This window comes from Aeromonas sp. TS_SC_11 (assembly GCF_057318915.1).
Genome location: NZ_CM170470.1, coordinates 2,015,902 through 2,042,127, shown reverse-complemented (window position 1 = coordinate 2,042,127; position 26,226 = coordinate 2,015,902). Strand labels below are relative to the sequence as shown.

Here is a 26,226-nt window from a genome sequence, read left to right as displayed (position 1 = left end):
GCAACAACGAACAAAGGGCACGCAGGCCCTTTTCTCATCGCGGTAACACCACCTCAGCGCGTCGCCTCGGCATGCTGGCGGGCCAGCTCGCGGGTCATAGCCTCCCGCATCTTGAACTTCTGCAGCTTGCCGGTCACCGTCATGGGGTACTCCTCCACGAAATGTATGTATCTTGGCACCTTGAAGTAGGCGATGCGGGCCGAGAGGAAGTGCTTGATCTCCTCCTCGCTGACCATCTGATCCGGCCTCAGCTTGACCCAGGCACACACCTCCTCCCCGTAACGCTCGCTGTCGACACCGAACACGGCGGCATCCTGCACCGCAGGATGATCGTAGAGCCGATCCTCTATCTCGCGGGGATAGATGTTCTCGCCGCCGCGGATGATCAGCTCCTTGCTGCGCCCCACTATCTGCACATAGCCCTCTTCATCCATGATGCCGATATCACCCGAGTGCAACCAGCCTTCATCATCTATGGTTTCCGCCGTCTTGACCGGGTCCTGCCAGTAACCCTGCATGACCCCCTTGCTGCGGCAGCAGATCTCACCCCGCTCGCCAATGGCCACCAATTCACCGCTCGGGTCAATCAGCTTGATCTCGGTGTGGTCAAGGGCGCGGCCCACCGTGGTGACGCGCTTGTCCAGCGGCGCATCGATGGCGGTCATGTGGTTGATGGGGCTGCACTCGGTCTGGCCGTAGGCGATGGTCACCTCTGTCATGTGCATCAGAGTCTGCACCTTGCGCATCAAGGGCTCGGGGCAGATAGCTCCTGCCATGATGCCGGTGCGCAGGGAGGAGAGATCAAACTCAGCAAAGCCGGGTAGATCCAGCTCGGCGATAAACATGGTTGGCACGCCATGCAAGGCGGTGCAACGCTCCTCACTCACCGTCTGCAGGGTCGCCACAGGATCGAACGCTTCCGATGGAAACAGGGCGCAGGCCCCCACGCTGATGCACACCAGATTGCCAAGCACCATGCCAAAACAATGATAGAGCGGCACGGGTATGCAGAGCCTGTCCTGCTCGCTGAACGCCATGCCCCGCGCCACCTGCCGGCCGTTGTTGAGTATGTTGCCATGGCTCAGGGTCGCGCCCTTGGGGCTGCCCGTGGTACCCGAGGTGAACTGGATATTGATGGCATCATCCGGTTTGAGGGTAGCCGCCACCCGGGCAAGCCAGGCCGGATCCTGCGCATCCCCCAGGGCCTGCACGGCGCTGAAGTTCAGCATACCCGGCGTTTGCGCCTCCCCGAGCCGGATCACCATTTCCAGGCTCTGCAAGCGGGCGCTGACCAGCTGCCCCGGCGGCGAGCTTGCCAGCTCGGGGGCCAGCTCATTGAGCATGGCGAGGTAGTCGCTACCCTTGAAGGCACTGGCACAGATGAGGGCGCGGCAACCCACATTGTTGATGGCAAACTCCAGCTCGTAGTTGCGATACGCTGGGTTGATGCAGACCATGATGGCGCCGATGCGGGCCGTAGCGAACTGCACCAGGCACCACTCTATGTTGTTTGGCGACCAGATGCCGACCCTGTCCCCCGGCTGGATGCCGAGCGCTAGCAAGCCCAGTGCCAGCCTGTCTATCTGGATGAGGTATTCACGGTAGTTCCAGCGGATCTGCTGGTGACGCACTACAACGGCGGGGCGGTCGGGGAAACGTTCGGCTATCTCTTGCAGATACTCGCCAATGGTCTGGTGAAGCAAGGGCTGGTCGCAAGGACCGGCCCGGTAGCTGAGCAGTGAGGTCATGGGGTGACTCCTGGCCACATTCGATGGATATTGCCTACTGCTCGGCTGGCACGCTTTTTTCAGCTTGTTACGTTAATGTAAAAACCACCCATTAAAAAGACTCACTTTGGTCTAATACTCACCATAAAAAACGGCCAACCCAAGTTGACCGTTTTAAATCCCAGACTCTTGCCTTAGAACAGCAGATGCGCCACACCGGCAATGACCGGCAGGGTCACCAGGGTGCGCAGCAGGAAGATGACAAACAGCTCCCACAGCTTGACCGGGATCTTGCTGCCCAGCAGCAGGGCGCCCACTTCCGACATATAGATGAGCTGGGTGACCGACATGGCGGCAATCACGAAGCGGGTGATGTCGCTCTCTATGGTCGAGGCCAGCACGGCCGGGATGAACATGTCGGCAAAGCCGACCATGATGGTCTTGGAGGCGGCCTCGGCCTCCGGCAGTTGCAGCAGCTCCAGCAAGGGAACAAATGGCGCACCCAGCCAGTTGAAGATGGGGGTGTGCTCGGCCAGCATCAGGGCACAGGTGCCGATCGCCATCACCACCGGCAACACGCCAAACACCATGTCCAGCGCATTCTTCACCCCTTCCCGCGCGACCGCACCAAGATCGGTCATGCTGTCAGCCTTGGTCAGCGCCCGCTCTAAGCCATAGCTCATCACGCTGTGCTGATGGGGCACTGACTCCTGCTTGCGGCACAGGGGCGTGCCATCGGCATAAATGTCCTTCTTCCAGGAGAGCGGCGGCAGGCGCGGCACCACTATGGCGGCGACCACACCCGCCAGACAGACAGTCAGGTAGAAGGGAACGAACATATGCTCCAGCTTCACCTGGGAGATCACCACCAGGCAGAAGGTGATGGAGACAGCTGAGAAGGTGGTGCCGATAACGGCGGCTTCACGCTGGGTATAGAACTTGCCTTCGTACTGCTTGCTGGTCAGCAAGATGCCAACGCTGCCATCCCCCAGCCAGGAGGCGAAGCAATCCACGGCGGAGCGCCCCGGCAAACGAAACACAGGGCGCATGATGCGGGTCATCATGGTGCCGACAAACTCCAGCAGACCGAAATCCAGCAGCAGAGGCAACAACAGACCGGCGAAGATGAACACCGAGAACAGCACAGGCAGCAGATCGTGCAGTACCAGGCCGCCGGTAGCACCCGAACGCAGCACCTCTGGCCCCACATTGAAGAAGGTCAGCAGCACGAACACGCCACCCAGTACCCGCACACAGGCCCAGAAAGGGGAGACGTTGAACAGGCTGTTGAGGAAGGGGCGACGCACCAGGATCGCTGGCTTGAACAACCAGGCGATCAGCGTCATCAGCATGGTGGTGGTAATGATGGCACTGACCATGGCCACCAGATAATCGGCAAATACCGTTTGCACCAGCTTCGCCAGCACGGCAACCGGAATGGTGACGTTCTCGTCATAGATGACGGGGGTCATGAACAGCAGGATCCCGATGAGTGACGGGACCAGGAACATCAGCACGTTGCGACGAGTATTGAGCGCAGGCGCTTGCAGAGTCTTTTCCAGCATGGTCTACAGCCTTAATGTTACTTTTCCTTAGCCAGGTCAACTTGCATATTCATGCTCTCGCCCGACAAAACGGGCGCAAGAATACTCCAAAAAAATGCACAAACAAGCCCTTAATGGATCATTTCAAGCATAAATATTTTTGCAGGCGAACCTTCCATAAGAATGACCTCAAACAGATACGCATATCAATTCATTACAAATAGTTAGCACATTGTTTCAACGAGGTTACATTCAGGTGCGCAGTATAATCCGTTGCGGTTGGCAGGCAATAAGTGACATGAGAAATATATCTATGTGGTGATCCGATCGATCCAGATGCGCCCCATAAAAAAACCGGAGCCTGTTGCCAGGCTCCGGTTTTTCTCATCGGTGGGCAGAAGAGCCGCACCGATCAGGCAGGACAGAGTGATCAGTCACGAACATAGATGACTTCAACGCCGTCGTCTTCGTCGTCATCCCAGTCTTCCTCATCGAGCCCTTCATCGAAGGCCATTGAGGCGGCCAGCGCTTCGGCTTCGGCTTGGGCCAGCTGGTTCTTGTGGTAGTCATCCCACTTGAACTCCACCTTCTCGATGGCGTCCCTGGCATCTTCCGCCAGTTGACGAGGCATGGTATCCAGCAGATCCAGGATGTCATAGCACACCTTCTTGGTGCCTTCCTTGCTGATGGCGGAGATCTGGTAGACGGGGCCTTCGTAGGCCAGCGCCGTCTTGACGCGCTCCATCACTTCGACCGCCTCTTCTTCCAGGATCAGATCCATCTTGTTGAACACCAACCAGCGCGGCTTGCCAGCCAGCTCAGGGCTGTACTTTTCCAGCTCCTTGACGATAGTCACGGCGTTCTCGGCAGGATCCGAGCCATCGACCGGGCAGATATCGACCAGGTGGATCAAGACCCGGCAGCGCTCGAGATGCTTGAGGAAGCGGATACCCAGGCCAGCACCTTCGGCGGCACCTTCGATCAGACCTGGAATGTCGGCTATCACGAAGGAGCGGGAGTTCTCGCCACGCACCACACCCAGGTTCGGCACCAGAGTAGTGAAGGGGTAATCGGCTACCTTGGGACGGGCGGCGGACACGGCACGGATAAAGGTGGACTTGCCAGCATTGGGCAGACCCAGCATGCCGACATCGGCCAGCAGCAGCAGTTCCAGCTTCAGAGTACGCACTTCACCCGGCGTACCGCTGCTCTTCTGGCGCGGCGCCCGGTTGACTGAGCTCTTGAAACGGGTGTTGCCCAGACCGTGGAAGCCACCTTTGGCAACCAGCAGCTTCTGGCCGTGGTGGGTCAGATCACCCAGCAGTTCGCCTGTGTCTTCATCGCTGGCACGAGTACCGACCGGCACACGCAGTATCCTGTCCTTGCCGCGACGGCCGGTACAGTTGGCGCTCTGGCCATTCTCACCGCGCTCGGCCGCGTGAAAACGCTCGAAACGGTAGTCGATCAGGGTATTCAGGTTTTCGTCGGCAATCAGATAGACATCGCCACCGTCACCACCGTCACCACCATCCGGGCCGCCGTTCGGGATGTACTTTTCACGGCGAAAGCTCACACAACCGTTACCACCGTCACCGGCATCGACTCGAATCTGGACTTCATCAACAAACTTCATAGGTAACCGTCACCTTAATTCGAAAAACCGATACGCAATTATAGTGGTACAGGCCCCTGCGGGCGATACGCATCTTAGCGATGAATGCCCCGCGCAACACCAGGCACATCTACGTTCCGTTTTTTCGTAAACTGCGTCAGAAAAACAAAAGCCCCGCCTGTTGGCGGGGCTTCGGATCCTTGCGGTCCGTAATTACTCAGCAACGATGCTAACGTACTTACGATTCAGCGGACCTTTAACTTCGAACAGGATCTTGCCAGTCGCTTTCGCGTACAGGGTGTGATCCGTGCCCAGACCAACGTTGGTGCCAGCGTGGAACTTGGTACCACGTTGACGAACGATGATGCTGCCTGCCAGAACTGTTTCGCCGCCGAAACGCTTAACGCCAAGGCGTTTAGCTTCAGAATCGCGACCGTTGCGGGATGAACCGCCAGCTTTTTTGTGTGCCATTTATCGGACTCCTCTAATTAAGCGCTGATGCCAGTGATTTTGACTTCAGTGAACCACTGACGGTGGCCCGCTTGCTTACGATGGTGCTTACGACGACGGAACTTGACGATAGTCACTTTCTCGCCACGGCCGTGAGCCACAACTTCAGCTACAACCTTGCCACCTTCAACGAAAGGAGCACCTACTTTAAAAGTGTCGCCTGCAGCAACCATCAGAACTTCATTGAAGTCGATAGTAGCGCCAGTCTCAACGTTCAGCTTTTCCAGACGAACGATTTGACCTTCGGCCACACGGTGTTGTTTTCCGCCGCTTTGGAATACCGCGTACATTTGATTAACTCCGTAAAGGCGTGTCTTTTGCTCAAGGCCAGACACGCGCAAAAACCTATAACAATGGGCCGGCATTCTACGCAAATCGATTTGCTCAGGCAAGGCCAATTTAGCAAAAAGTTTATTTTGTGCGCATATCTGCCGCCGTGAATAAACGCTTAACTGTAACCCATTGTGAAATCGTGTAGAATCCCCGCCATTACTAAAACCGCAGTTATTGCTGCCGTCACGTTACGAGACTTATGGACCAACAGACTATCCGTGCGCTCTGTGCTGCCGACATGACGGCGGTGAATGAACTGATCCTGGCGAGACTTCAGTCCGATGTCAGCCTGATCAACCAGCTGGGTTTCTATATTGTCAGTGCAGGCGGGAAACGGATGCGCCCCATGCTGACAGTGATGGCCGCCCGCGCACTGGGATACGAAGGTCAGGATCATCTCAAACTCGCCGCCATCATCGAATTCATTCATACCTCTACCCTGCTGCACGACGACGTGGTCGACGAATCCGATCTGCGCCGTGGCCGGGAGACCGCCAATGCGCTGTTTGGCAATGCTGCCAGCGTGCTGGTCGGCGACTACCTCTACAGCCGCTCCTTCCAGATGATGAGCGAGCTTTCCAACCTGCGAGTGATGGAGATCCTGTCGGATGCCACCAATACCATCGCAGAGGGGGAAGTGTTGCAGCTGATGAACTGCAACGATCCGGACACCACGGAACAGAGCTACATGACGGTCATCTACTGCAAGACCGCCAAACTGTTCGAGGCCGCCACCCGCCTAGCGGCCGTGCTTACCCATCAGCCCGAGCCCATCGAGCAGGCCATGACCGACTACGGCAAGTATCTGGGCACAGCCTTCCAGATCATCGACGACGTCATGGACTACTGCTCCCAGAGCGATGAGATGGGCAAGAACGTCGGTGACGATCTGGCCGAAGGCAAACCGACCCTGCCGCTGCTGCGGGCCATGGAAGTGGGCTCACCCGAAGAGCGCCAGCTGGTGCGTGATGCCATCGAGCACCGCAACGGCATGGAACATCTCGACCAGATTCTCGGGATTCTCGACCGCACCGGTGCGCTGGAGTACTCTCGCATGCGTGCCAGGGAAGAGGCTGACAAGGCAATCAAGGCTCTCGCCATCCTGCCGGACTCCCAGCACAAGCAGGCGCTGGAAACCCTGGCCCAGATGGCGGTACAACGCAGCGCCTGAGCCAGCGACATCTGCTGTTGCATAAAAAAAGAGGCCTCGGGGCCTCTTTTTTTATTGTCTGCGCCGCAATGGAACTCAGAGCCAGCCACATGATTCAGTGACCCAGCATCCAGAGGATGACGGCGCCCGCCACCACCAGAGATCCACCGATACGGCGCAGTTGTTCCGGTGGCTGTTCGCTCAGCAACCGCAGCATCTGTTGCCAGGCTTTGGGCATCAGCAAGGGGCCCAGCCCTTCAAACAGCAATAGCAGCCCCAATCCCATCAAAATGGATGTCAGCATCCCCTCTCCTTGCACAAAAAAGCCGCCCGTATCGGCGGGTCTGGCGCCATAAAGCAAAAGGGCCTGAATCATCAGGCCCTTTGGTCTTATGCTTGTCTCTTACTGCTTGGTGCCGTGAGGAGACTTGAGGTAGCGGAAGAACTCGCTGTCTGGTTTGAGTACCATCAGGTCGTTGCCACCGGCAAAACTCTTGCGATAGGCCTCCATGCTACGCACGAAGCTGAAAAACTCGGGGTCTTTCTTGTAGCTGTCGGCATAGATCTTGGCGGCTTCAGCATCCCCTTCACCACGCAGTTGACGCGCATTACTCTCGGCATCGGCGATCATGACGGTCACCTTGCGGTCGATGTCGGCACGCAGGATTTCGGCCTGCTCGCGACCTTGGGAGCGATGCTCACGGGCCACGGCCGTCCGCTCGGCACGCATCCGCTGATAGATGGAGCTGGAGACTTCCACCGGCAGGTTGATCTGCTTGATCCGCACATCAACTACCTTGATGCCGAGCTCGGAGGAGCGCGCCATCTTCATCAGGGCATCTTCCATCACGGTACTGCGCTCACCGGAGACTATGTCCTTGATGGTGCGGTTACCGATCTCGGAGCGCAGACCGTTGTTGATCTTGCGCTTGAGCAGGTCTTCGGCCTGGATCTTGTTGCCACCACCCGTTGCCAGGTAGTACTTGGAGAAGTCCTCAATCTTCCACTTCACGTAGGAGTCGATGATGAGATCTTTCTTCTCGGAGGTCACGAAACGATCCGCCTGGCCTTCCAGAGTCTGGATGCGGGCATCCATCTTGCGAACCTGATCGATGAGCGGCACCTTGAAGTGCAAACCGGGCTCATAAAGCCGCGGCTCGCCGGATTCAACCCGCTTCACCTTGCCAAACTGGACGACAATCCCCTTCTGGCCTTCATCGATGATGAAGATGGAAGAGAAGCAGACCATGGCGGCTACAGCGATGACACCAATAGCTATTTTTTTCATCTATTAGTTTCTCCCTGAGCTGAAACGGTCACCGCTACGCAGCGGGGTCGGTGTGGAATTGGCCCCTTCGTTGGACGGCGGCGTCGATTCCACCACTGACGTGCCAGCCGGACGAGCCGGTTGCACTGCCGTTGCTTTACCAGACAACTTGTCGAGCGGCAGATAGATCATGCTGTTGTTACCAGCGGGCATGTCAACCAGCACCTTGTTGGCCTGTTGATAGAGCTCTTCCATCGTTTCCAGATAGATACGCTCACGGGTCAATTCAGGTGCGGCCTGATACTGGGGCAGCAACTCGTTGAAGCGAGCCACTTCACCCTTGGCCTTCAGCACTATCTGGGACTTGTAACCTTCAGCTTCCTGCTCCAGACGCTTGACCGAGCCGCGAGCCTTTGGCTCAACTTCACGGGCATAGGCTTCTGCTTCACGAATGAAACGCTGCTCATCTTCCTGGGCGGAAATGGCATCATCGAATGCATCTTTAACCTCTTCAGGCGGACGAGCCGGCAGGAAGTTGACGTCGACGATCTGAAGACCCATCTGATACGGTTCAATGATACCGTCGATCACCTGCCAGGTTTCCTGACGGACCTTTTCCCGACCCGTGGTCAGGACATCGTCCATCCGGGTGTGACCCACGACATAGCGCAGGGCGCTATCGGTGGCCTGACCCAGGCTCTCGTCAGCATTGGTGACGCTGAACAGATACTGCTCGGGATCGACCACGCGATACTGCACGTCCATTTCGACACGCACTACGTTTTCGTCCTGAGTCAGCATGAAGCCGGAGGCGGGCAGCGAGCGTACAGACTCGACGTCCACCGGGATCACCCGGTCGATGAAGGTCGGTTTCCAGCGCAGGCCCGGATCCACGTTATGGGAATACTCCCCAAAACGCAGCACCACACCCCGCTCTGCTTCGCGAATGGTATAGAAGCCGCTGACGACCCATACCACCACAGCAACCACCAGGGCGATAGAGAGACCAAAACGGCCCATCTCGCCACCTGACTTGCCACCACCCAGCAAACCACCAAAACGGCGGCTTACCTTGCGCAACATCTCGTCCAGATCAGGGGGTCCCTGATTCTTGCCGTTGTTCCCCCAAGGGTCACGGTCTTTGCCGTTGTTTCCAGGCTCATTCCAAGCCATCAGCATCTCCATTAATACAAGCGGATGGATATCAACTCTATCTGGCCATCAATCATTGATGAAGCCTGCAAACATTCATCTTCATCGACGAATCAATGCCTGATAAAGCGTTGTAAATTCTCGCCTTCCTGTTTCACGAGGCGGTTCCAGTCGGCCAGTTGCAGGCGAACTTGCAACACAAAATCCCCCTCCTCGCTGAAACCTTCCTGCTCAATGCCTTTGAGACGATAGAGCGCACTTCGCAATCTGGCGGCCGAAGGGGGTAACTGCAAGGTGTGATGCACCATGGATCCGGCCAGCAACTCGGTCAGGGCCGTAAACAGGTATTCACAGCCTTCACCACTCTGGGCAGACAACCAGAGTCGCACCGGGCGCCCCTCATCATCCCGCTCCAGACCTGCCGGACGATCCGCCAGCTTGTCTATCTTGTTACAGATCATCAACTGGGGCCTGTCATCGGCCTCAATTTCGGCCAACACCTGCTGTACCGAATCGATATTCTCTTGCATCTGTTCGTCGGCACAGTCCACCACGTGCAGCAACAAGTCCGCTTCGCGGGTCTCCTGCAGCGTCGCTTTGAAAGCTGCGACCAGATCATGGGGCAAGTGCCGAATAAATCCAACTGTATCCGCCAGAATCACATCACCCACATCCCGGATCACCAATTTACGCAAGGTGGGATCCAGTGTTGCGAACAATTGATCGGCAGCATACACGCTGGCAGCTGTAAGTTGGTTGAACAAAGTGGATTTTCCGGCGTTGGTGTAACCCACCAGTGAAACGGTCGGTACCTCATTGCGGTTACGGGCGCGACGGCCCTGTTCCCGCTGTTTGGCCACTTTGTCGAGCCGACGCAAAATCGCCTTGATGCGCTCACGCAACAGGCGGCGGTCGGTTTCCAGCTGGGTTTCACCCGGGCCGCGCAGACCGATCCCGCCCTTCTGACGTTCAAGGTGGGTCCAGCCGCGTACAAGGCGAGTAGAAAGATGGCGTAACTGGGCAAGTTCGACCTGCAACTTGCCTTCGTGGGTTCGGGCGCGCTGGGCAAAGATATCCAGGATCAGGCCGGTTCTGTCCACGACACGGCACTGGAACAGGCGTTCCAGATTGCGTTCCTGGGCAGGGGTCAGGGCATGGTTGAAGATCACCACATCTGCGCCCAGCATCTGCACCTGGGACGCGATCTCTTCAGCCTTGCCGCTGCCGACAAAGAGTTTGGCGCTGGGCGCACTGCGGTTGGTGGTCACCACCCCCAATGCATTGACGCCGGCCGAGCTCACCAACATCTTGAGCTCTTCCAGATCCTCCCGCTCACCCTCATCACTGAAGTTGACGTGCACCAGAACGGCCTGTTCGCCGGCTTCATAACGGTCAAACAAGCGCTTGCTCCTTGACAGGAATCATGACGAATCTGAATTGGCGAGTCGTCTCGCCTCGAGATATCACGCTTCAGCTTCACCCTGTTCTTCGCCAGCTGCGCCAGGGACGTGCTGGTGATGGTTGACGGCACGGGCCGGCACCACGGTGGAAATAGCGTGCTTGTAGACCATCTGGCTCACGGTGTTCTTCAGCAAAATGACAAACTGGTCAAACGATTCGATCTGACCCTGCAGTTTGATGCCGTTCACCAAATAAATAGAAACAGGAATCCGCTCACGGCGCAGCGCATTCAAAAACGGGTCTTGGAGAGATTGCCCCTTAGCCATCTTCTTTTCCTTATAGTTTGTTGTTTTTAAACACCGGATATCAATATAACAACCTGATTATACAGGAGTGTCAAGCCACTCCGGCACGGGCAACGACCCTTGCCAGATTGCCAGACTCACCAGATTCCAGCCAGGTGACTTCAGGCCAACCGCGCAACCAGGTCATTTGACGCTTGGCCAACTGGCGGGTGGCAACAATACCGCGATAGCGCATCTCATCATACTCCACTTCCCCTGCCAGGTAGTCCCACATTTGGCGGTAGCCAACGCAGCGAATAGCTGGCAGGTCGGGGGTGAGATCGCCTCGTTCATAAAGCGCACGCACCTCTTGCTCGAAGCCACTTTGCAACATCTTGTCAAAGCGCTGTTCGATACGCTTGTGCAACAGGGCGCGATCGCTCGGGGCAATGGCAAACTGGTGTACCCGATACGGCAACCCTTCCCCCTGCACCTGAGTCAGTTCGGTCAGGGTTTTGCCACTGATGCGATACACCTCCAAGGCCCGGCTAAGACGCTGCGGGTCATTGGGATGAATGCGCGCGCCGGCAACCGGATCGATCCGCACCAGCTCATCGTGCAGCGCCTGCCAGCCGAGGCGTGCAGCCTCCTCTTCCAGCTCGGCGCGAATGGCCGGATCGGCGGATGGCAGCGGAGAAAGCCCCTCCAGCAGTGCCTTGAAATAGAGCATTGTGCCCCCCACCAGCAGCGGAATGCGGCCACGGGCGACAATATCGTTCATCTCCCGCAGGGCATCGCGGCAAAAGTCGGCGGCCGAATAGCTCAGAGCAGGATCGATAATATCGATCAACTTGTGGGGAGCCAGAGCCAACTCTTGCGCCGTCGGCTTGGCAGTCCCTATATCCATGCCGTGATAGATAAGCGCAGAGTCCACGCTGATGATGTCGCAAGGCAGGGTTTGGCACAGGGCGATGGCGAGATCCGTCTTGCCGGAGGCCGTTGGCCCCATCAAAAAAATTGCATTCGGCAAGTCAGCCACGTTCAAATTCCTCGATCAGATTTACCAGCCACAGCGAGCACATCACGGGCTTATTGCCAGGCTGTGTGTTGGAACAAGCACTCGGCAACTCAGCCGCCATGTGCAAACGCCTCCAGCACTGTCGTCAGCGACACGGGGCGCACCATGCGAATATCTGCCAATTGGTCACTGAAATCGGCCACAAGTTCCGTCAGCAAGCGATTGGCTGTTGAAAAATCGTATATTTTTTCGTGGCTTATCCCCTGCTCAACCAGCCATTGGCATAATACTTCAGCCAGCTGGCTCGCATCACTGTCAGATCCGCTCTCGATAATTTGCAACAATTCGGGTAATAGCCGCACCAGATCGGTCTGGCGCAGCAAGGCTGGCACCCGAGTCAGGATCATGGTGTCACGGCCCCCGCTTTTCAACTCCAGCCCCATCCGTTTGAGCAAACGTTCCTGCGCTTCAACCAGCGATATCAGGTTTTTCGGCAGCTTGAACGAAACTGGCAGCAACAGGGGTTGCGCAGCCAGCCCCTGGCCCCAGGCTTCCAGCAACCAGTTGCGCAGTAACAGGCGCTCGGCCCGCACCAGGGAGAGCAGCGCCAGCTGGCCATCTCGCACCAACAACAGATAGGCCTGCTCCACCAGGGTGAGTGCCTGCCAGACCCCGGGTGTGGTCTGAGCTGCTGCACTGGGCACCATTGCAGCGGTAGCGGATGCAGCAGACGCGGGCCCGGCACCAGGCAAGGTGGTTAGCAGTGCGCCCATGCTCCGCATCGCCTCCCGGCTGGGGGGCTCGGGCGGTTGGTAGTTGCCAGCACGCGCCGCGCTCCCTTCTCGCACTTCATTCGTCGAGGCAGGAGCCCGATAGCTGTGTTCGGCGCCATACCACTCGGGACGAGGCGCCTGCCCTGGGTATTCAATCTGCCCGCTTACCGGTAGTTCGACCAGGGTTTCGGCCAGCGGCTCTTCCTGATGAGCGGCGCTGACCCCTTCGCGGCGCAGCGCAGTAAACAGCGCCTGGAAGATAAAATCGTGGATCAGCCGCGCCTGATGAAAGCGCACCTCGTGCTTGGCAGGATGAACGTTCACATCCACCTGGTGGGGATCCAGCTCGATATAGAGCACATAGGCGGCGAAGCGGTCGGTGGGCAGCAGCTCGTCATAGGCCTGGCGGATGGCATGATTGATGAGCTTGTCGCGCATCATGCGACCGTTCACATAGGTGTATTGCAGGTCGTTCTGCGGTCTGGCTCCCTCAGGCAGTGCCAGCCACCCCCATAGACGAACGTCGCTATGTTCGCTCTCCACCGCCAGCGCATGGTGCATGAAGGGGGTTCCACAAACGGCGGCGAGCCGACGCTCCTGCTCCGGCACCGTATTGGCGGCCTTGTACTGGCGCATCACCTTGCCGTTGTGACGCAGGATCAGGGTGACATCGAAACGGGAGAGCGCAATGCGGCGCACCAGCTCATCGATATGGGCAAATTCGGTCTTTTCACTGCGCATGAACTTGCGCCGCGCCGGGGTATTGAAGAAGAGATCCACCACTTCCACTGTGGTGCCAACCGGATGGGCCGCCGGTTTGACGGTGACGTTCATCTCTCGCCCTTCCGCCTGTGCCTGCCAGGCTTCGGACTGATCCTGGGTGCGGGAGGTAAATGTGAGACGGGAGACAGAGCTGATGGAGGCGAGCGCCTCCCCGCGAAAGCCGAGACTGCAGATCCCTTCCAGATCATCCAGGGTCGCCACCTTGGAGGTAGCGTGGCGCGACAGTGCCAGCACCAGCTCGTCTTTGGCGACGCCGCAGCCGTTGTCCCGAATGCGGATCAGCTTGGCACCGCCCTTGTCGATGTCTATTTCGACCCGGTCGGCGCCCGCATCCAGGCTGTTTTCCACCAGCTCCTTCACGACAGAGGAGGGCCGCTCCACCACCTCTCCGGCGGCAATCTGGTTGGCCAGGATCGGCGGTAAAATACGGATCGGCATGGTTTACTCCTGACTTTTAATCTTGCGGGATCCAGACACTTTCACCACTGAGCAGGACCGATCCACCGCATCACCGCCGGCGACAACCTGGTTGGCCAGGAGGAGCGGTAAAACAGGGATCGGCATGGCTGACTCCTGGTTTTTATTCTTGCGGGATATAGAGCACCTGCCCTATCTGGATATCCCGTGATTTGAGTTTGTTGATCTCCACCAGCCGGGCCTGACTCACCCTGTGCTTCTCGGCAAGGCGGGAGAGGCTCTCGCCCCGTCTGACGACGTGGCGCAGCATTCTGGACTTCTCATTGGCCTGCACGCTGGTGACCGGTACGCTCGGCTCCTTGGCGGCCACCGAGTAGGGTTTGATCACTCCGGCACCAGACGAGCTGCTGACACTGCTGACAGGCGCACCGCCATCGCGCACTGTGGCAGGCATACGATTGGTCACCACGGGCTGGGATTGTACCTGAACCGGTTTGCTCACGGCGGCAGGCTTGTTGACGGCAACGGGCCTGCTGACGGCAGCCGGCCGACTGGCCTGTCCCTTGCCAGTCAGCATGGCGCCCTTGGTCGGATGAGCACGGTAGTAATTGCGGATCCCCTCGAAGATGGCGCGAGCCAGCTTGTCCTGATAAGCGGGGGTAGCCAGCAGCTTCTCCTCCGCATGGTTGGAGATGAAGCCTGTCTCTACCAGCACGGAGGGAATGTCCGGGGCTTTCAGCACGGCCAGACTGGCATGCTCCGGCGCCTTTTTGTGCAATCTGGCCACCTTGCCCATGGAGCGCAGGATCTGGCGACTGACGTCATAGCCCTCGGCACGGGACTTGTCCATGGAGAGATCGAGGAAGGTCTGCGCCAGATAGGGATTCGGGTCGGATTCGGCCAATACCTTGCCTACCCCGCCCAGCAGTTCCCCCTGTTTCTCCTGTTTCTCCAGCCAGCTGCCCATCTCGCGGTTGGCGCGGTTGGTCGACAGCACCCAGACAGAGGCGCCGCGCGGCGTCGAGTTGTGGAAGCTGTCCGCGTGGACGGAGACCAGCAGATCCGCCTTGGCCTTGCGGGCAATTTCGGAGCGCTTGTTCAGATCCACGAAGTAGTCCCCGCGACGAGTCAGCACGGCGCGCATGCCGGGTTCCCTGTCAATGAGTGCCGCCAGCTTCTGGGATACCGCCAGGGTGACCCGCTTCTCATAGGTGCGACGGGGGCCGATGGAGCCCGGATCTTCCCCGCCGTGGCCCGGATCGATGGCGATCACCACCCCCTTGCCTTTCCCCCCCACAGGAGTGGCTTGTACGGCGGCGGCAGAGCGTTTCTCTTCATAAGGCAGGTCGATCACCAACCGGTGGCCATAGGGGCCTGCCGGTGCCAGCGGAAACACCACGGGTTTGATGGTGGAACTGAGATCCAGCACCAGCCGCAGTCCACCCTTCTCCAGCGGCGAGCTCTCGCGGATCTTGCGCACCAGCTCGCTGTTGTTCCCGATACGGGCCAGATTGGCGACGTTGTTCGCCCCTTTGAGGTCGATCACCAGTCGATCAGGGCCGGTCAGGGTGAAATAGTTGTAATTGGGAGCACTGCTCATGTCGAGCACCACCCGGGTGTTATCCGGCGATGGCCATACCCGCACACTCTTGAGCTGATTCGCCCAGGAGGGTAAGGCCATCAGAGAGAGGGCAATAACAAGGATCAAGCGCACGTAGATGACAACCGTTCCAGAATGGCTTCGCCAATAGCAGTGCGGGCTTCTATCAGAGCCTCACGCTGCTCGTTTACATAAGTCAGGGTAATGTCCAGATCGGGCGCCGGCAGCCAGCCTTCCCCCTTCTCCGGCCACTCCACCAGGCAGAGGGTATTGGCAGCAAAGTAGTCCCGGATCCCCATGAATTCCAGCTCTTCCGGATCAGCCAGACGATAGAGATCGAAGTGATAAACCTGCCAATCGGCCAGTTCATAGGGCTCGACCAGGGTATAGGTCGGGCTCTTGACCTTGCCCTGATGCCCCAGCCCTTGCACCCAGCCACGGGTCAGGGTGGTTTTTCCGGCTCCGAGGGAGCCATGCAAGAACACCGTGGTCGCCTGCAGGCAGGCATGTGCCAGACGGCCACCCAGTGCCACTGTTGCTGCCTCGTCCGGCAGTGTCATCATCAACTGTTTTGCCATGTTCTTCTTTAACTTGTTATGGAGTCGGGATTAACCAGTCGACGGATAAAGGGCAGCAGGTCTGATGCCAGCATACCTCTCTCTCCGTCTGCGGCGGCCAGATCGGCCGCTTCCCCGTGGATCACGGCTCCCAGCCTGGTTGCCTCGACGGCAGACCAGCCCTGAGCCAACAGGGCGGCGATTATACCAGACAAGAGATCGCCCATGCCGCCACTGGCCATGCCGGGATTGCCCTCATCACAGAGCGCGATTTGCTTGCCGTCATCAATGAGCGACCCCGCGCCCTTGAGCAGCACTACGCCGCCAAAGCGTTGCTGCAGGCGCCGCACAGCGGCAAAACGATCCGCTGCAATCTCGGCAATGGAGCAGCCCAGCAGGCGTGCCGCCTCACCCGGGTGAGGCGTGAGCACCCAATTATCCTGATGACGGGGACATAGCGCCAGCCAATTCAATCCATCGGCGTCCAATACCAGCGGCAAGCTGTCATTGACCAATAATTCAAAATGGCGCCGACCCCATTCGTCCTGACCGAGTCCCGGCCCCACCAGCCGCACCGAAGCCCAGTACTCATTCGGTTCAACCACTGAGTTCATCAACTCGGCTTGATAGAGGCTGACGGGCCCATGACTCGGATGCTGGCACACCCGTACCAGACCCGCTCCCGCCCGCAGGCAGGCAAGACCCGCCAGCACTATGGCTCCCTGCATGCCCACATTGCCCCCGGCCAGCAGCACCTTGCCGTGGGAGCCCTTGTGAGCCGAGCGCTGGCGCGGCGTCAGCAGGTGTTTGAGGCCGGGATAATCAATCCGCTCAGCCGCCGCTTGCAGCGTCTCCTCTGGCATGACTCCGAGGGGATCGCAGTCGAGTTGGCCTACCCCATCCACACCATCGCTGGTAAGCATGCCCTGCTTGATGCCGATGAAGGTGAGGGTGCGAGTGGCACGCACCAGCGCCCCCATGGCGCAGCCGGTATCGGCATTGAGGCCGGAGGGCAGATCCACCGCCAAAACAGGCGCGCCCAAGCTATTGATTGTTGCGACGATCTTTGTCAGAAGCGGCGATAGGTGGGTATGGACACCCGTGCCAAGCAGTGCATCTATCACCAGGTCCGGCGGCGGCAGTGAGTCCAGCTCGCTGGCGCCTGCCATCAGCACAGTCCCCCCCAGCGCCAGCCAGTCATCGGCGGCTCGCCTGGCATCCCCTTTGAGCTCGGCAGGCGCCCTGGCGGCGATCACCCGGGGTTCAAGGCCTATCTGTCTGGCGAGACGCGCCAGCACATAGCCATCTCCGCCGTTGTTGCCCGGGCCGACAAAGATCCACCAACGGCAGCTCCGTGGCCAATGATGGGTGGCGTATGTACGCAGCGCCGCACCGGCACGCTCCATCAGGGCGTAGCGTTCCTGCCCTTCTCGCTCGGCCCAGCGCTGCTCCAGCGCGCGGATCTGTTCAGTCCGCCACAGTGATTGTGGTAAACTGCGCACCTCTTTCCCGCTGATAGCATCCCCGATGACCTTTACCATGACGGCTCCTGACTTTCATCCATTAGCCCTGGCTGAGACGCTTCGGGCACGCGATGCGACATGACCACATCTGATTTTCACTGCCGGTTGACCCAGGGCATCAAGCCTTTCGGACCAGATGCAGCATGACCATACCTGATTTTCACCGTCGATTGACTCTGGATATCAAGCCTGTGGGGCTCGATGCCGCATGACTACGCCTGATTTTCAGCAGTTGGCTCACGATATCAAGCTATGGGCAGGCGAGCTAGGATTTGACCAGGTCGGTATCACGGACACGGATCTTACCCTCGAGGAGCCCAGGCTGCAGGCCTGGCTCGATGCAGGCCATCACGGCAGCATGGACTACATGGCCCGACACGGCATGATGCGGGCCCGCCCCCATGAGCTGCTGCCGGGCACACTGCGGGTAGTGTCGGTGCGCATGAACTACCTCCCCTTCGAGGCGGGTTTTGCCGCCACCCTGCGCGATCCGACCCTCGGGTACATCAGCCGCTACGCTCTCGGCCGCGACTACCACAAGGTGCTGCGCAACCGCCTCAAGCAACTGGGGGAGCGGATCGAACAGCGTTGTCAGGCGCTGTTTCAAACCACCCAGGACACAATGGGAGAGTGGCGCCCCTTCGTCGACTCGGCCCCCATACTGGAGCGGCCGCTGGCCGCCAAGGCGGGACTGGGCTGGGTCGGCAAGCATTCGCTACTGCTCAACGAATCGGCCGGTTCTTTCTTTTTTCTGGGGGAGCTGCTGCTCGCCCTACCCCTGCCCATCGATGCCCCGGTGGAAAAAGAGCTGTGCGGCAAGTGCGTGGCCTGCATCAATATTTGCCCGACCGGTGCCATAGTCGCGCCCTATGTGGTGGATGGGCGCCGCTGCATCTCCTACCTCACCATAGAGAACGACGGTCCCATCCCGGAAGAGTTCAGGCCGCTCATGGGCAATCGCATCTATGGTTGTGACGACTGCCAGCTCATCTGCCCCTGGAATCGCTATGCAGATGCAAGCCCGGAACCCGACTTCAAAGCGCGCCCCAACCTGCACCGCCCGCCCCTGCTGGAGCTGTGGCGCTGGGCCGAGAGCGAATTTCTCAAGCACACTGAGGGGAGCCCGATCCGGCGCATCGGCTATCAACGCTGGCGCCGCAACCTGGCGGTGGCGCTTGGCAACGGCCCGGCTACACCAGAGGTGATCGCCGCCCTGCAACTGGCGCTCACCAGCGCCGAGCCCATGGTGGCCGAACACATAGCGTGGGCACTGACGACCCTGGCCAAACGCCAGCAGGATGACAACAAAAAGACACGCTTGCTGATCCGTTGCATCGAAAAAGGTCTGCCGGATCACGCATAAGCGATCTGCCCCTTGCCGGATGCACACCATTTTTTCATGCTCTGTCGGCGGTTAACCGTCGGCACCATAAGTACTATAAAAGGAACAATCTGATGCAGATGTTGGGAGTGGATATCGGTGGCTCAGGGATCAAGGGATGCCTGGTCGATACCGAAACAGGCGAGCTGATTGGCGAACGCCACCGTCTGGCAACACCGCAACCGGCGACCCCGGCGGCCGTGGCACATACCCTCAAGGCACTGGTAGAACACTTCCAATGGAAGGGCCCTGTGGGTTGCGGCTTTCCCGCCACCATCCACAACGGCATTGCCAAGAGCGCGGCCAACATCGACAAGAGCTGGATCGAGACCGATGCAGCACACCTGTTTTCGGATGTGACCGGCCTGCCCTGCCATGTGCTCAACGATGCCGATGCGGCGGGTCTGGCCGAGATGCGCTTTGGGGCCGGCAAGGATCGCAAGGGGATCATCATCCTCATCACTGTTGGTACCGGCATAGGTACTGCCGTGTTCGTCAACGGCCAGCTGCTGCCCAACACCGAGCTGGGTCACCTGATGCTGGAAGGCATGGTAGCCGAGCACTACTGCTCGGATGCGGTGCGCAAGCGGGAGGATCTCTCCTGGAGCCGCTGGGGAAAACGCTTCAACAAGTATCTGGCCAGACTGGAGTTTCTGTTCTCCCCCGACCTCTTTATCCTGGGGGGCGGCAGCTCAGCCAAGCTCGACAAATTCATCGATCGCATCGAAACCCGCGCGCCGCTGGTGGCAGCCGCCAGCCTCAATCAGGCTGGCATCATAGGGGCTGCCCTTCATGCGGCCGAACGCAGCGCCGAACAGCAGTAAGGCGGCATCCCCTCTTTGGGTCGATGATAGAAAAGAGGCCCGGCAAATGCCGGGCCTCTTTCGTTGCACCTTTACCGCGGCTAGATGTCGTCGAGCCGATGCACACCGTGTACCAGTCGGGTCAAGCGGGTTTGTTCCAGCGACGCCAGCGAGGTCAGCAAGGCAGCCGTCTCGTCGGTCGGGCACTCGCGGGCCAGATGGCTCAGCTCGCCGATGAGTTTTTCTTCCTGACGACACACCTGTTGCACTATGTCCTGAGTCTGGGCACTGGCAGGTAGTGCCAACCGCTGGATCTCGGGCAACAGATCCTCGCTGAAGCCCCGCTCCAGCCAGGTCTCCTTGACGCCCTGACTCAGCTGTCCCTGATAATCGTGCAGATGGGCACTCGCTTCATCCTCCCGCCCTTGCAGATACGCCAGCAACATGCGGCTGCGCTCGCCATCCACTTCTGCCATCAATCGCCCATAACAGAGTCCGAGCTGGTGATGAACCTGTTCGAGGTAAGACAGCAAATCCTTGATCTGTTGAAATCGCATCACTCACACCTCCTGCCACGCCACACCTGTTGAGTATAAAAAACAACCACACATATCCCAAACCAAAGGAGGTCGCTTTTTGTGCTGCATCAAGGGGATGGATAACAAAAGAGATAAAGGAACAAAGTGGAACGATTTGTGCCATCTTGGTGGCAGCCAAAGAGTGCGAACAGCACTCCTGCTCTCATGACCAACAAAACAGAAATGGAAAGCAGATTATCCAGGCTATATTCGGAGAAAATCAACAATAGCCAAATACAATATTGCAGCCTGATAAACCACTGTCGTCGTTAGTCATCCGGCGAGAATCCTTATCACTTTTTTAGACGTCTAGACGTAGAAACATGCGTTGACATAGCCATCCAGACATCTTAGCATCATCCTCCATGATGACAGAGTAACCCAGTGGAACCTCTGCCCAATTCACCCGCCTGTAGCGCCCTGTGCTTTAAGGCTGTTAGCACGGAAGAATCCATGATTAAGTTGATCGGTCTCAACAAAGTCTACGGTAAAGGCAGTGATGCCGTGCACGCCCTGCGTGACGTGAGCCTGCATGTGCCACAAGGCAAAATTTTCGGGGTGATCGGTGCCTCCGGTGCCGGCAAGAGTACCCTCATCCGTTGTGTCAACCTGCTGGAGCGCCCGACAGAGGGGCTGGTCATCGTCGACGGCCAGGACCTGACAGCACTGCCGGAGCGGGAGCTGACCCAGGCCCGCCGCCAGATCGGCATGATTTTTCAGCACTTCAACCTGCTCTCCTCCCGCACAGTGTTCGCCAATATCGCGTTCCCGCTGGAACTGGCAGGCTGGAGCAAGGCCCAAATCCAGACCCGGGTCGGCGAGTTGCTGGCGCTGGTCGGGCTGGAAGCCCGCGCCCACGCCTATCCGTCCGAGCTGTCCGGCGGCCAGAAGCAGCGTGTCGCCATCGCCCGCGCCCTGGCACCGGCTCCCAAGGTATTGCTGTGTGACGAAGCCACCTCGGCCCTCGACCCGCAGACCACACGTTCGATCCTGAGCCTGCTCAAGGAGATCAACGTCAAGCTGGGGCTCACCATACTGCTCATCACCCACGAGATGGATGTGGTGAAGGGGATTTGTGATGACGTGGCCATCATCAGCGACGGCAGTCTGATCGAGCAGGGCGAGGTCGCCTGGTTCTTCAGCAATGCCAAGACCCAGCTGGCCCGTGATTTCATCCACTCCACCATCCATCTGGAGGTGCCGCAGGAGTATCAGGACCGCATGAGTAGCGAGCGGGTGGCGGGCAGCTATCCGCTGGTGAAACTCGGCTTTACCGGCAGCACTGTCGATACACCGCTGATTTCAGAGGCGAGTCGTCGCTTCAACATCGATATCAGCATACTGAGCGCCGATATCGAGTACGCCGGGGGCGTCAAGTTCGGCTTCCTGCTGGCAGAACTGTTCGGGGATGAGGCCCAGTGCGAGGCGACTCAGCAGTTCCTGATAGACAACCATATTCAGCTGGAGGTCATGGGTTATGTCCGCAGCAACGACTGATCTGCTCATCACTGCCCTCAAGGGCTGCCAGACGCAGTCCCTGATCACAATCGCATTCAGCTGGAGGTAATGGGTTATGTCCGAAGCCATGATTAATCTGCTGGTCACCGCCCTCGGTGATACCCTGCTGATGGTGTTTGCCTCCGCCCTGTTTGGCTGCCTGCTTGGCCTGCCCCTTGGAGTGGCACTGCACGTCACCAAGGCGGGCCAGATCCTGGCCAACCCGGCCCTGAACAAGCTGCTCGGCATCCTGGTCAACATTGGCCGTTCCGTGCCCTTCATCATTCTGCTGGTGGCCATCATTCCGCTGACCCGGCTGATCGTCGGCACCAGCATAGGCACCATAGCCGCCATAGTGCCGCTGACCATAGGTGCCGTGCCCTTCATCGCCCGTCTGGTGGAAGGTGCTCTGATGGAGGTGCCGGACGGCTTGCTGGAAGCGGCCAAGGCCATGGGTGCCAAACCTTTGCAAATCATCACCAAGGTGCTGCTGCCAGAAGCCCTGCCCGGCATCATCAACAGCGTAACCATTACCCTGGTCACGCTGGTGAACTACTCCGCCATGGCCGGTGCCATCGGAGGGGGTGGCCTGGGCGATGTGGGTATTCGCTACGGTTATCAGCGCTTTGACCCCACCGTCATGCTGGCAACCGTTGTGATTCTGGTTTTACTGGTTCAAATCATCCAGAGCGCGGGTGAGCGCCTGGTCAACACATGTGATCATCGTTAATCGTCGATTTCTGACAGGAGGTTTTTATGAAATTTGGCATTAAATCCGTTGCGGCTGCCTTGTTGGCTGGCCTGGTACTGGCCGGTTGCGGTCAAAAAGAAGAGAGCAAGACCCTGAAAGTAGGCGCCATTGCCGGGGCGGAATCCCAGCTGGTGGAAGCCGCGGCCAAGGTCGCCAAGGACAAGTTCGGTCTGGATGTCGAAGTGGTCACCTTCTCCGACTTTGCCACCCCGAACGTGGCCCTGAACGATGGCAGCATCGATCTGAACGCCTTCCAGCACAAACCGTATCTGGATAGCCAGGTCAAGGATCGCGGCTTCGATCTGGTACCGGTTGGCAACACCTTCGTCTACCCCATCGCCGGCTACTCCAAGAAGATCAAGGCCCTGGCCGATCTGAAAGAGGGCGCGCAAATCGCCGTGCCGAACGACCCGACCAACCTGGGCCGCTCTCTGATCCTGCTGCAAAAGCAGGGCCTGCTGACCCTGAAAGAAGGCACAGGTCTGGAAGCGACTGTGCTCGACATCGCCAGCAACCCGAAAAAGCTGAAGATTGTTGAACTGGAAGCGGCACAACTACCCCGCTCCCTGGAAGATGTGGACTTGGCCATCATCAATACCGTGTATGCCTCCCAGATCGATCTGCTGCCAGGCCGTGACGGTCTGTTCGTGGAAGACAAGGATTCTCCCTATGTCAACCTGCTCGTCTCCCGTGGCAACAACAAGGATGACGCCAAGGTGAAGGAGTTCGTCCAGGCCTTCCAGAGTGACGAAGTGTACAAAACTGCTGACGAATTGTTCAAAGGCGGCATCGTCAAAGGTTGGTAATCACTCACTCAGCAAAAAAGGCCACGCCAAGCGTGGCCTTTTTTATTGCCGCGGTTATCATAACCGGGAGCACGGCAACACGAACGTAACAGAACATGAAAAAATGGTATCTGGCCTACTGCAAGCCAAAGGAAGAGGCCCGCGCACGCGCCCATCTCGAAGCCCAGGGGATTGAGTCCTATTACCCCATGGTCGAGATCGAGAAGCTGCGACGGGGCAAGCGTGTCCCTGTGCGGGAACCCATGTTTCCCAACTATCTGTTTATCTATGTGGATCTGGAGGAGGTCACGCCGGTCACCCTGAAGTCGACCCGTGGCATCAGCCGCATCATCCACTTCGGCAAGGAGTGGACCGCCATCAGCAGCCAGCTGGTTTATCAGTTGATGAGCCGTGACGACAGCGACGAGGCGAGAGCCAGCTACGCCAACCTGCCGACCCAGGGCGACAAGGTATTGATCGAATCGGGCCCATTGGCCGGATTCGAGGCGATTTATCTGGAACCGGATGGAGAGAAACGCGCCATCCTGCTGGTCAGCCTGCTCAACCAGGAGACCTCCAGCAGTTTCGACAATCAGGCTTTTCGCCGCCTGTAATGACCCTCATCAGGCAGGCGTTCATGACAAGCAACGCCTCATTCCTTCAGCAGCTTCGATAATCAGGCTGCCTGCCGCCTGTACCAATGCTGAGGCGGGCCATCTGGCCCGCCTCATTTATTTATCCAGATCATCCGCCTTGGCGGCGTTATCAGGCCCCCAGTTCGAAGCGACTGATGACGGACGTCAAACGACCCGTATCCTGTGCCAGTCTGGCCACTATCTCTTCCCCCTGCTGGCTGCGCTGGCTCGATTGCCGGCTCAACCCGGCGATCTCTTCCACTGTGCCCGCCACCTCCTGAGCAACCCGCGACTGCTGCTCGGTAGCGGTGGCAATGGCCCCCAGCTGACCGGACAGATCCTGCACCAGCTGCAGCATGGTATCCAGGGTCTGCGTCACAGAGGCAACGGCGTTGCGGCCCTGTTCGACCAACTGGGTACCGCTGCCGACCGTGCTCACCGTCTGGCGGGTCTGTTGCTGAATGCTGGCGATGGTCTGACTGATCTCCTCGGTTGATTGACTGGTGCGACTGGCAAGCAGACGCACCTCATCGGCCACCACGGCAAAGCCACGCCCCTGCTCCCCGGCCCGCGCCGCCTCGATGGCAGCATTGAGCGCCAGCAGATTGGTCTGCTCGGCTATGGTAGCGATCACCTCGGTCACCCGGCCGACCTGTTCGCTCTGGGCACTGAGCAGCCCCATGGCCTGATTGGCCTGAGCTATCATGGCGGCAATCTCCTGCATTGTGGTGGTCATGCGACCGAGGGCACTGCCCCCTTGCTGTGTCTGTCCCTCAGCCTGGTGGGCCACTCGAGCCGCCTCGGCTATGTTCCCCGCCACATCACGGGTGCTGACCGACATCTGTTCGATCGCCGCCGCCACCGTATCCACCCGCTGATTCTGACTCGCCAGATCGTCGACAATGGCCCTGGTGGTGTTACCCACCTCGACACACGCCCCCTCCACCTGCCCCACGGCGCCCTGTATCTCGCCGACCAGCTGACGCAGCTGCAGCGACATCTGGTTGATGGATCCCGTCAATCCACCCAGCTCATCCTGACTCTGCACCGGCAGAGGGCGGGACGGCAGACGGCCATTGGCTACCTGATCGGCCCGCACCACCAGACTGGCGATGTCCCGGGTCAGACGGCGACTGAACAGCAGGGCGACCAGGGTGCCCAGCACTATGACGGTCAGGGTAGCCAGCAACAGGGTACGGTTGATGGTCTGACCGGCACTGGCCATCTTCTCCCCCATGCTGTCCACTTCAGAGCGAGTCTGGGTCACCTGGGCGGCCAGCTGACTGGCCAGCTGGGTCAACGCAGGTTCTATGTCGGTTGCCATCAGATGATTGGCCTGATCCCAGTCCGGGGCCTGACGCTTGCTTATCACCTGACCGACCAGTTCGGCAAAGGGCGCTGACATCTCTTCAAACAGCGACCAGAGGCTCTTCTGGGCCTCGGAGAAATTGGCCTGCTGCTGTTTCAGCTCGGCGACCCGCTGCTGATGGAACTGGTAGTAATCCTGATACTTGGTGCCATATTCGGGGTCACCCGAGATGAGGAAGTCGCGCAGGGCTGAGAGGGCATTGGAGAGGCTGTTATACGCATCCCCCACCTGCTTGAGCAGCAGACGGCGATCCCCTGGCAACTGATCCTGCGGGGTGGCCACCTCTTCATTGGCGAATGACTGCAACTGATCGAGGGCCGCTTCTGCCAGCGGACCCGCCTCCAGCAGCATGAGCGTGTGGGCGGGCAGGTTCTCCTCTGTGTGGGCGATGGCCCATACCTGCTCCTGGCGTCCTTTGAAGGCCTTGAGCGACTGGGCAAGTGCGGGAGTGAACTGCTGCTGCTCGATGGCTTGCCAGGCCCCTTCCCACTCCTGTTTGAGGCGGGAGGCCTGGGCCGGATCCTTGCCGAGGATGAGATAACCGCGCAGGGAGGAGACGGTGGCCACCAGCGCCTTCTGGCTCGCTTCATCCCGTTGCAGGGCAGGCAGTGCCTGCTCCAGCAGCGCTGTCTCGACCTCGCCGATCCGGCCGAGCTGGTGATAGACAAGTCCGGAGGAGAGGATCACCAACAGATTGATAAAACAGAAACTAAACAACAACTTGCTTGAAATTTTCATGAACGTCCTTGTTCAACTGCGGGCATGCCGCCTGGCGT

Annotated in this window: 24 protein-coding genes; 7 read left to right on the top strand and 17 right to left on the bottom strand. The window is 58.8% G+C overall.

Going from position 1 to position 26,226, the window contains the following annotated elements:
* Positions 1 to 53: 53 nt before the first annotated feature.
* The 5 genes from AC1P02_RS09680 to rplU form a co-directional block, all read right to left on the bottom strand.
* Positions 54 to 1,748 carry an AMP-binding protein gene (locus AC1P02_RS09680; RefSeq protein WP_485185179.1) on the bottom strand — a complete coding sequence of 565 codons (1,695 nt, stop codon included), beginning with the start codon at positions 1,746 to 1,748 and terminating at the stop codon, positions 54 to 56.
* Positions 1,749 to 1,921: 173 nt separating this feature from the next.
* Complete coding sequence (locus tag AC1P02_RS09675; RefSeq protein ID WP_005311682.1) at positions 1,922 to 3,292, bottom strand: YjiH family protein; 1,371 nt, start codon at positions 3,290 to 3,292, stop codon at positions 1,922 to 1,924.
* A 409-nt stretch (positions 3,293 to 3,701) separates the two neighbouring features.
* The gene (gene cgtA, locus AC1P02_RS09670; protein ID WP_058393618.1) at positions 3,702 to 4,904 is read right to left on the bottom strand and encodes an Obg family GTPase CgtA; all 1,203 of its coding nucleotides are present in this window, start codon (positions 4,902 to 4,904) and stop codon (positions 3,702 to 3,704) included.
* A gap of 192 nt (positions 4,905 to 5,096) precedes the next feature.
* Positions 5,097 to 5,354, bottom strand: coding sequence for a 50S ribosomal protein L27 (gene rpmA, locus AC1P02_RS09665; RefSeq protein WP_005311678.1), 258 nt, complete (start codon positions 5,352 to 5,354; stop codon positions 5,097 to 5,099).
* 17 nt (positions 5,355 to 5,371) lie between these two features.
* Complete coding sequence (gene rplU / locus AC1P02_RS09660; RefSeq protein ID WP_005304210.1) at positions 5,372 to 5,683, bottom strand: 50S ribosomal protein L21; 312 nt, start codon at positions 5,681 to 5,683, stop codon at positions 5,372 to 5,374.
* Positions 5,684 to 5,925: 242 nt separating this feature from the next.
* On the opposite strand from rplU, the gene ispB reads away from it, so the two are divergent.
* The gene (ispB, locus tag AC1P02_RS09655; RefSeq protein WP_408123519.1) at positions 5,926 to 6,897 is read left to right on the top strand and encodes an octaprenyl diphosphate synthase; all 972 of its coding nucleotides are present in this window, start codon (positions 5,926 to 5,928) and stop codon (positions 6,895 to 6,897) included.
* Between the two features lie 94 nt (positions 6,898 to 6,991).
* On the opposite strand, the gene AC1P02_RS09650 is transcribed toward ispB, so the two are convergent.
* The 10 genes from AC1P02_RS09650 to AC1P02_RS09605 form a co-directional block, all read right to left on the bottom strand.
* Positions 6,992 to 7,180 (bottom strand): DUF2065 domain-containing protein, encoded by a 189-nt coding sequence (locus AC1P02_RS09650; protein ID WP_005311672.1) that lies wholly within the window; start codon positions 7,178 to 7,180, stop codon positions 6,992 to 6,994.
* Positions 7,181 to 7,279: 99 nt separating this feature from the next.
* Positions 7,280 to 8,164: a protease modulator HflC gene (hflC, locus tag AC1P02_RS09645; protein ID WP_005311670.1), complete on the bottom strand. Its 885-nt coding sequence runs from the start codon at positions 8,162 to 8,164 to the stop codon at positions 7,280 to 7,282.
* A 3-nt stretch (positions 8,165 to 8,167) separates the two neighbouring features.
* Positions 8,168 to 9,316, bottom strand: a complete 1,149-nt coding sequence (gene hflK, locus AC1P02_RS09640) for an FtsH protease activity modulator HflK (RefSeq protein WP_005311668.1) — start codon at positions 9,314 to 9,316, stop codon at positions 8,168 to 8,170.
* 92 nt (positions 9,317 to 9,408) lie between these two features.
* On the bottom strand, positions 9,409 to 10,695 hold the full coding sequence (gene hflX / locus AC1P02_RS09635) for a ribosome rescue GTPase HflX (RefSeq protein WP_021138373.1): 1,287 nt from the start codon (positions 10,693 to 10,695) through the stop codon (positions 9,409 to 9,411).
* A 63-nt stretch (positions 10,696 to 10,758) separates the two neighbouring features.
* Positions 10,759 to 11,022, bottom strand: coding sequence for an RNA chaperone Hfq (gene hfq / locus AC1P02_RS09630; protein WP_005311664.1), 264 nt, complete (start codon positions 11,020 to 11,022; stop codon positions 10,759 to 10,761).
* Positions 11,023 to 11,092: 70 nt separating this feature from the next.
* Positions 11,093 to 12,010 (bottom strand): tRNA (adenosine(37)-N6)-dimethylallyltransferase MiaA, encoded by a 918-nt coding sequence (miaA, locus tag AC1P02_RS09625; protein ID WP_413166130.1) that lies wholly within the window; start codon positions 12,008 to 12,010, stop codon positions 11,093 to 11,095.
* Between the two features lie 98 nt (positions 12,011 to 12,108).
* Entirely contained in the window at positions 12,109 to 13,992 is a 1,884-nt protein-coding gene (mutL, locus tag AC1P02_RS09620; protein WP_413162486.1) for a DNA mismatch repair endonuclease MutL, read from the bottom strand.
* A gap of 142 nt (positions 13,993 to 14,134) precedes the next feature.
* Positions 14,135 to 15,685: an N-acetylmuramoyl-L-alanine amidase gene (locus AC1P02_RS09615; RefSeq protein WP_017411748.1), complete on the bottom strand. Its 1,551-nt coding sequence runs from the start codon at positions 15,683 to 15,685 to the stop codon at positions 14,135 to 14,137.
* Positions 15,676 to 16,149, bottom strand: a complete 474-nt coding sequence (tsaE, locus tag AC1P02_RS09610; protein ID WP_005311656.1) for a tRNA (adenosine(37)-N6)-threonylcarbamoyltransferase complex ATPase subunit type 1 TsaE — start codon at positions 16,147 to 16,149, stop codon at positions 15,676 to 15,678. The genes AC1P02_RS09615 and tsaE overlap by 10 nt, the downstream gene beginning before the upstream one ends.
* Positions 16,150 to 16,157: 8 nt before the next feature.
* Positions 16,158 to 17,669, bottom strand: a complete 1,512-nt coding sequence (locus tag AC1P02_RS09605) for an NAD(P)H-hydrate dehydratase (RefSeq protein ID WP_485185169.1) — start codon at positions 17,667 to 17,669, stop codon at positions 16,158 to 16,160.
* Between the two features lie 190 nt (positions 17,670 to 17,859).
* Between AC1P02_RS09605 and queG the strand changes: the two genes are divergently transcribed.
* Entirely contained in the window at positions 17,860 to 19,014 is a 1,155-nt protein-coding gene (gene queG, locus AC1P02_RS09600) for a tRNA epoxyqueuosine(34) reductase QueG (RefSeq protein ID WP_005311652.1), read from the top strand.
* A gap of 92 nt (positions 19,015 to 19,106) precedes the next feature.
* Positions 19,107 to 19,856: a polyphosphate--glucose phosphotransferase gene (ppgK, locus tag AC1P02_RS09595; RefSeq protein WP_005311650.1), complete on the top strand. Its 750-nt coding sequence runs from the start codon at positions 19,107 to 19,109 to the stop codon at positions 19,854 to 19,856.
* A gap of 80 nt (positions 19,857 to 19,936) precedes the next feature.
* On the opposite strand, the gene AC1P02_RS09590 is transcribed toward ppgK, so the two are convergent.
* Entirely contained in the window at positions 19,937 to 20,392 is a 456-nt protein-coding gene (locus AC1P02_RS09590) for a hypothetical protein (protein ID WP_005311648.1), read from the bottom strand.
* Between the two features lie 474 nt (positions 20,393 to 20,866).
* On the opposite strand from AC1P02_RS09590, the gene metN reads away from it, so the two are divergent.
* The 4 genes from metN (at position 20,867) to rfaH (ending at position 24,060) form a co-directional block, all read left to right on the top strand.
* A complete protein-coding gene (metN, locus tag AC1P02_RS09585) occupies positions 20,867 to 21,910 on the top strand; it encodes a methionine ABC transporter ATP-binding protein MetN (protein ID WP_265452242.1) in 1,044 nt (347 codons plus the stop codon).
* Between the two features lie 76 nt (positions 21,911 to 21,986).
* Entirely contained in the window at positions 21,987 to 22,640 is a 654-nt protein-coding gene (locus AC1P02_RS09580) for a methionine ABC transporter permease (RefSeq protein WP_017411745.1), read from the top strand.
* Positions 22,641 to 22,666: 26 nt separating this feature from the next.
* On the top strand, positions 22,667 to 23,467 hold the full coding sequence (gene metQ / locus AC1P02_RS09575; protein WP_005311642.1) for a methionine ABC transporter substrate-binding lipoprotein MetQ: 801 nt from the start codon (positions 22,667 to 22,669) through the stop codon (positions 23,465 to 23,467).
* 95 nt (positions 23,468 to 23,562) lie between these two features.
* Positions 23,563 to 24,060: a transcription/translation regulatory transformer protein RfaH gene (gene rfaH / locus AC1P02_RS09570; RefSeq protein ID WP_005311640.1), complete on the top strand. Its 498-nt coding sequence runs from the start codon at positions 23,563 to 23,565 to the stop codon at positions 24,058 to 24,060.
* 151 nt (positions 24,061 to 24,211) lie between these two features.
* On the opposite strand, the gene AC1P02_RS09565 is transcribed toward rfaH, so the two are convergent.
* Entirely contained in the window at positions 24,212 to 26,188 is a 1,977-nt protein-coding gene (locus AC1P02_RS09565; protein ID WP_265430440.1) for a methyl-accepting chemotaxis protein, read from the bottom strand.
* Positions 26,189 to 26,226: the final 38 nt, after the last annotated feature.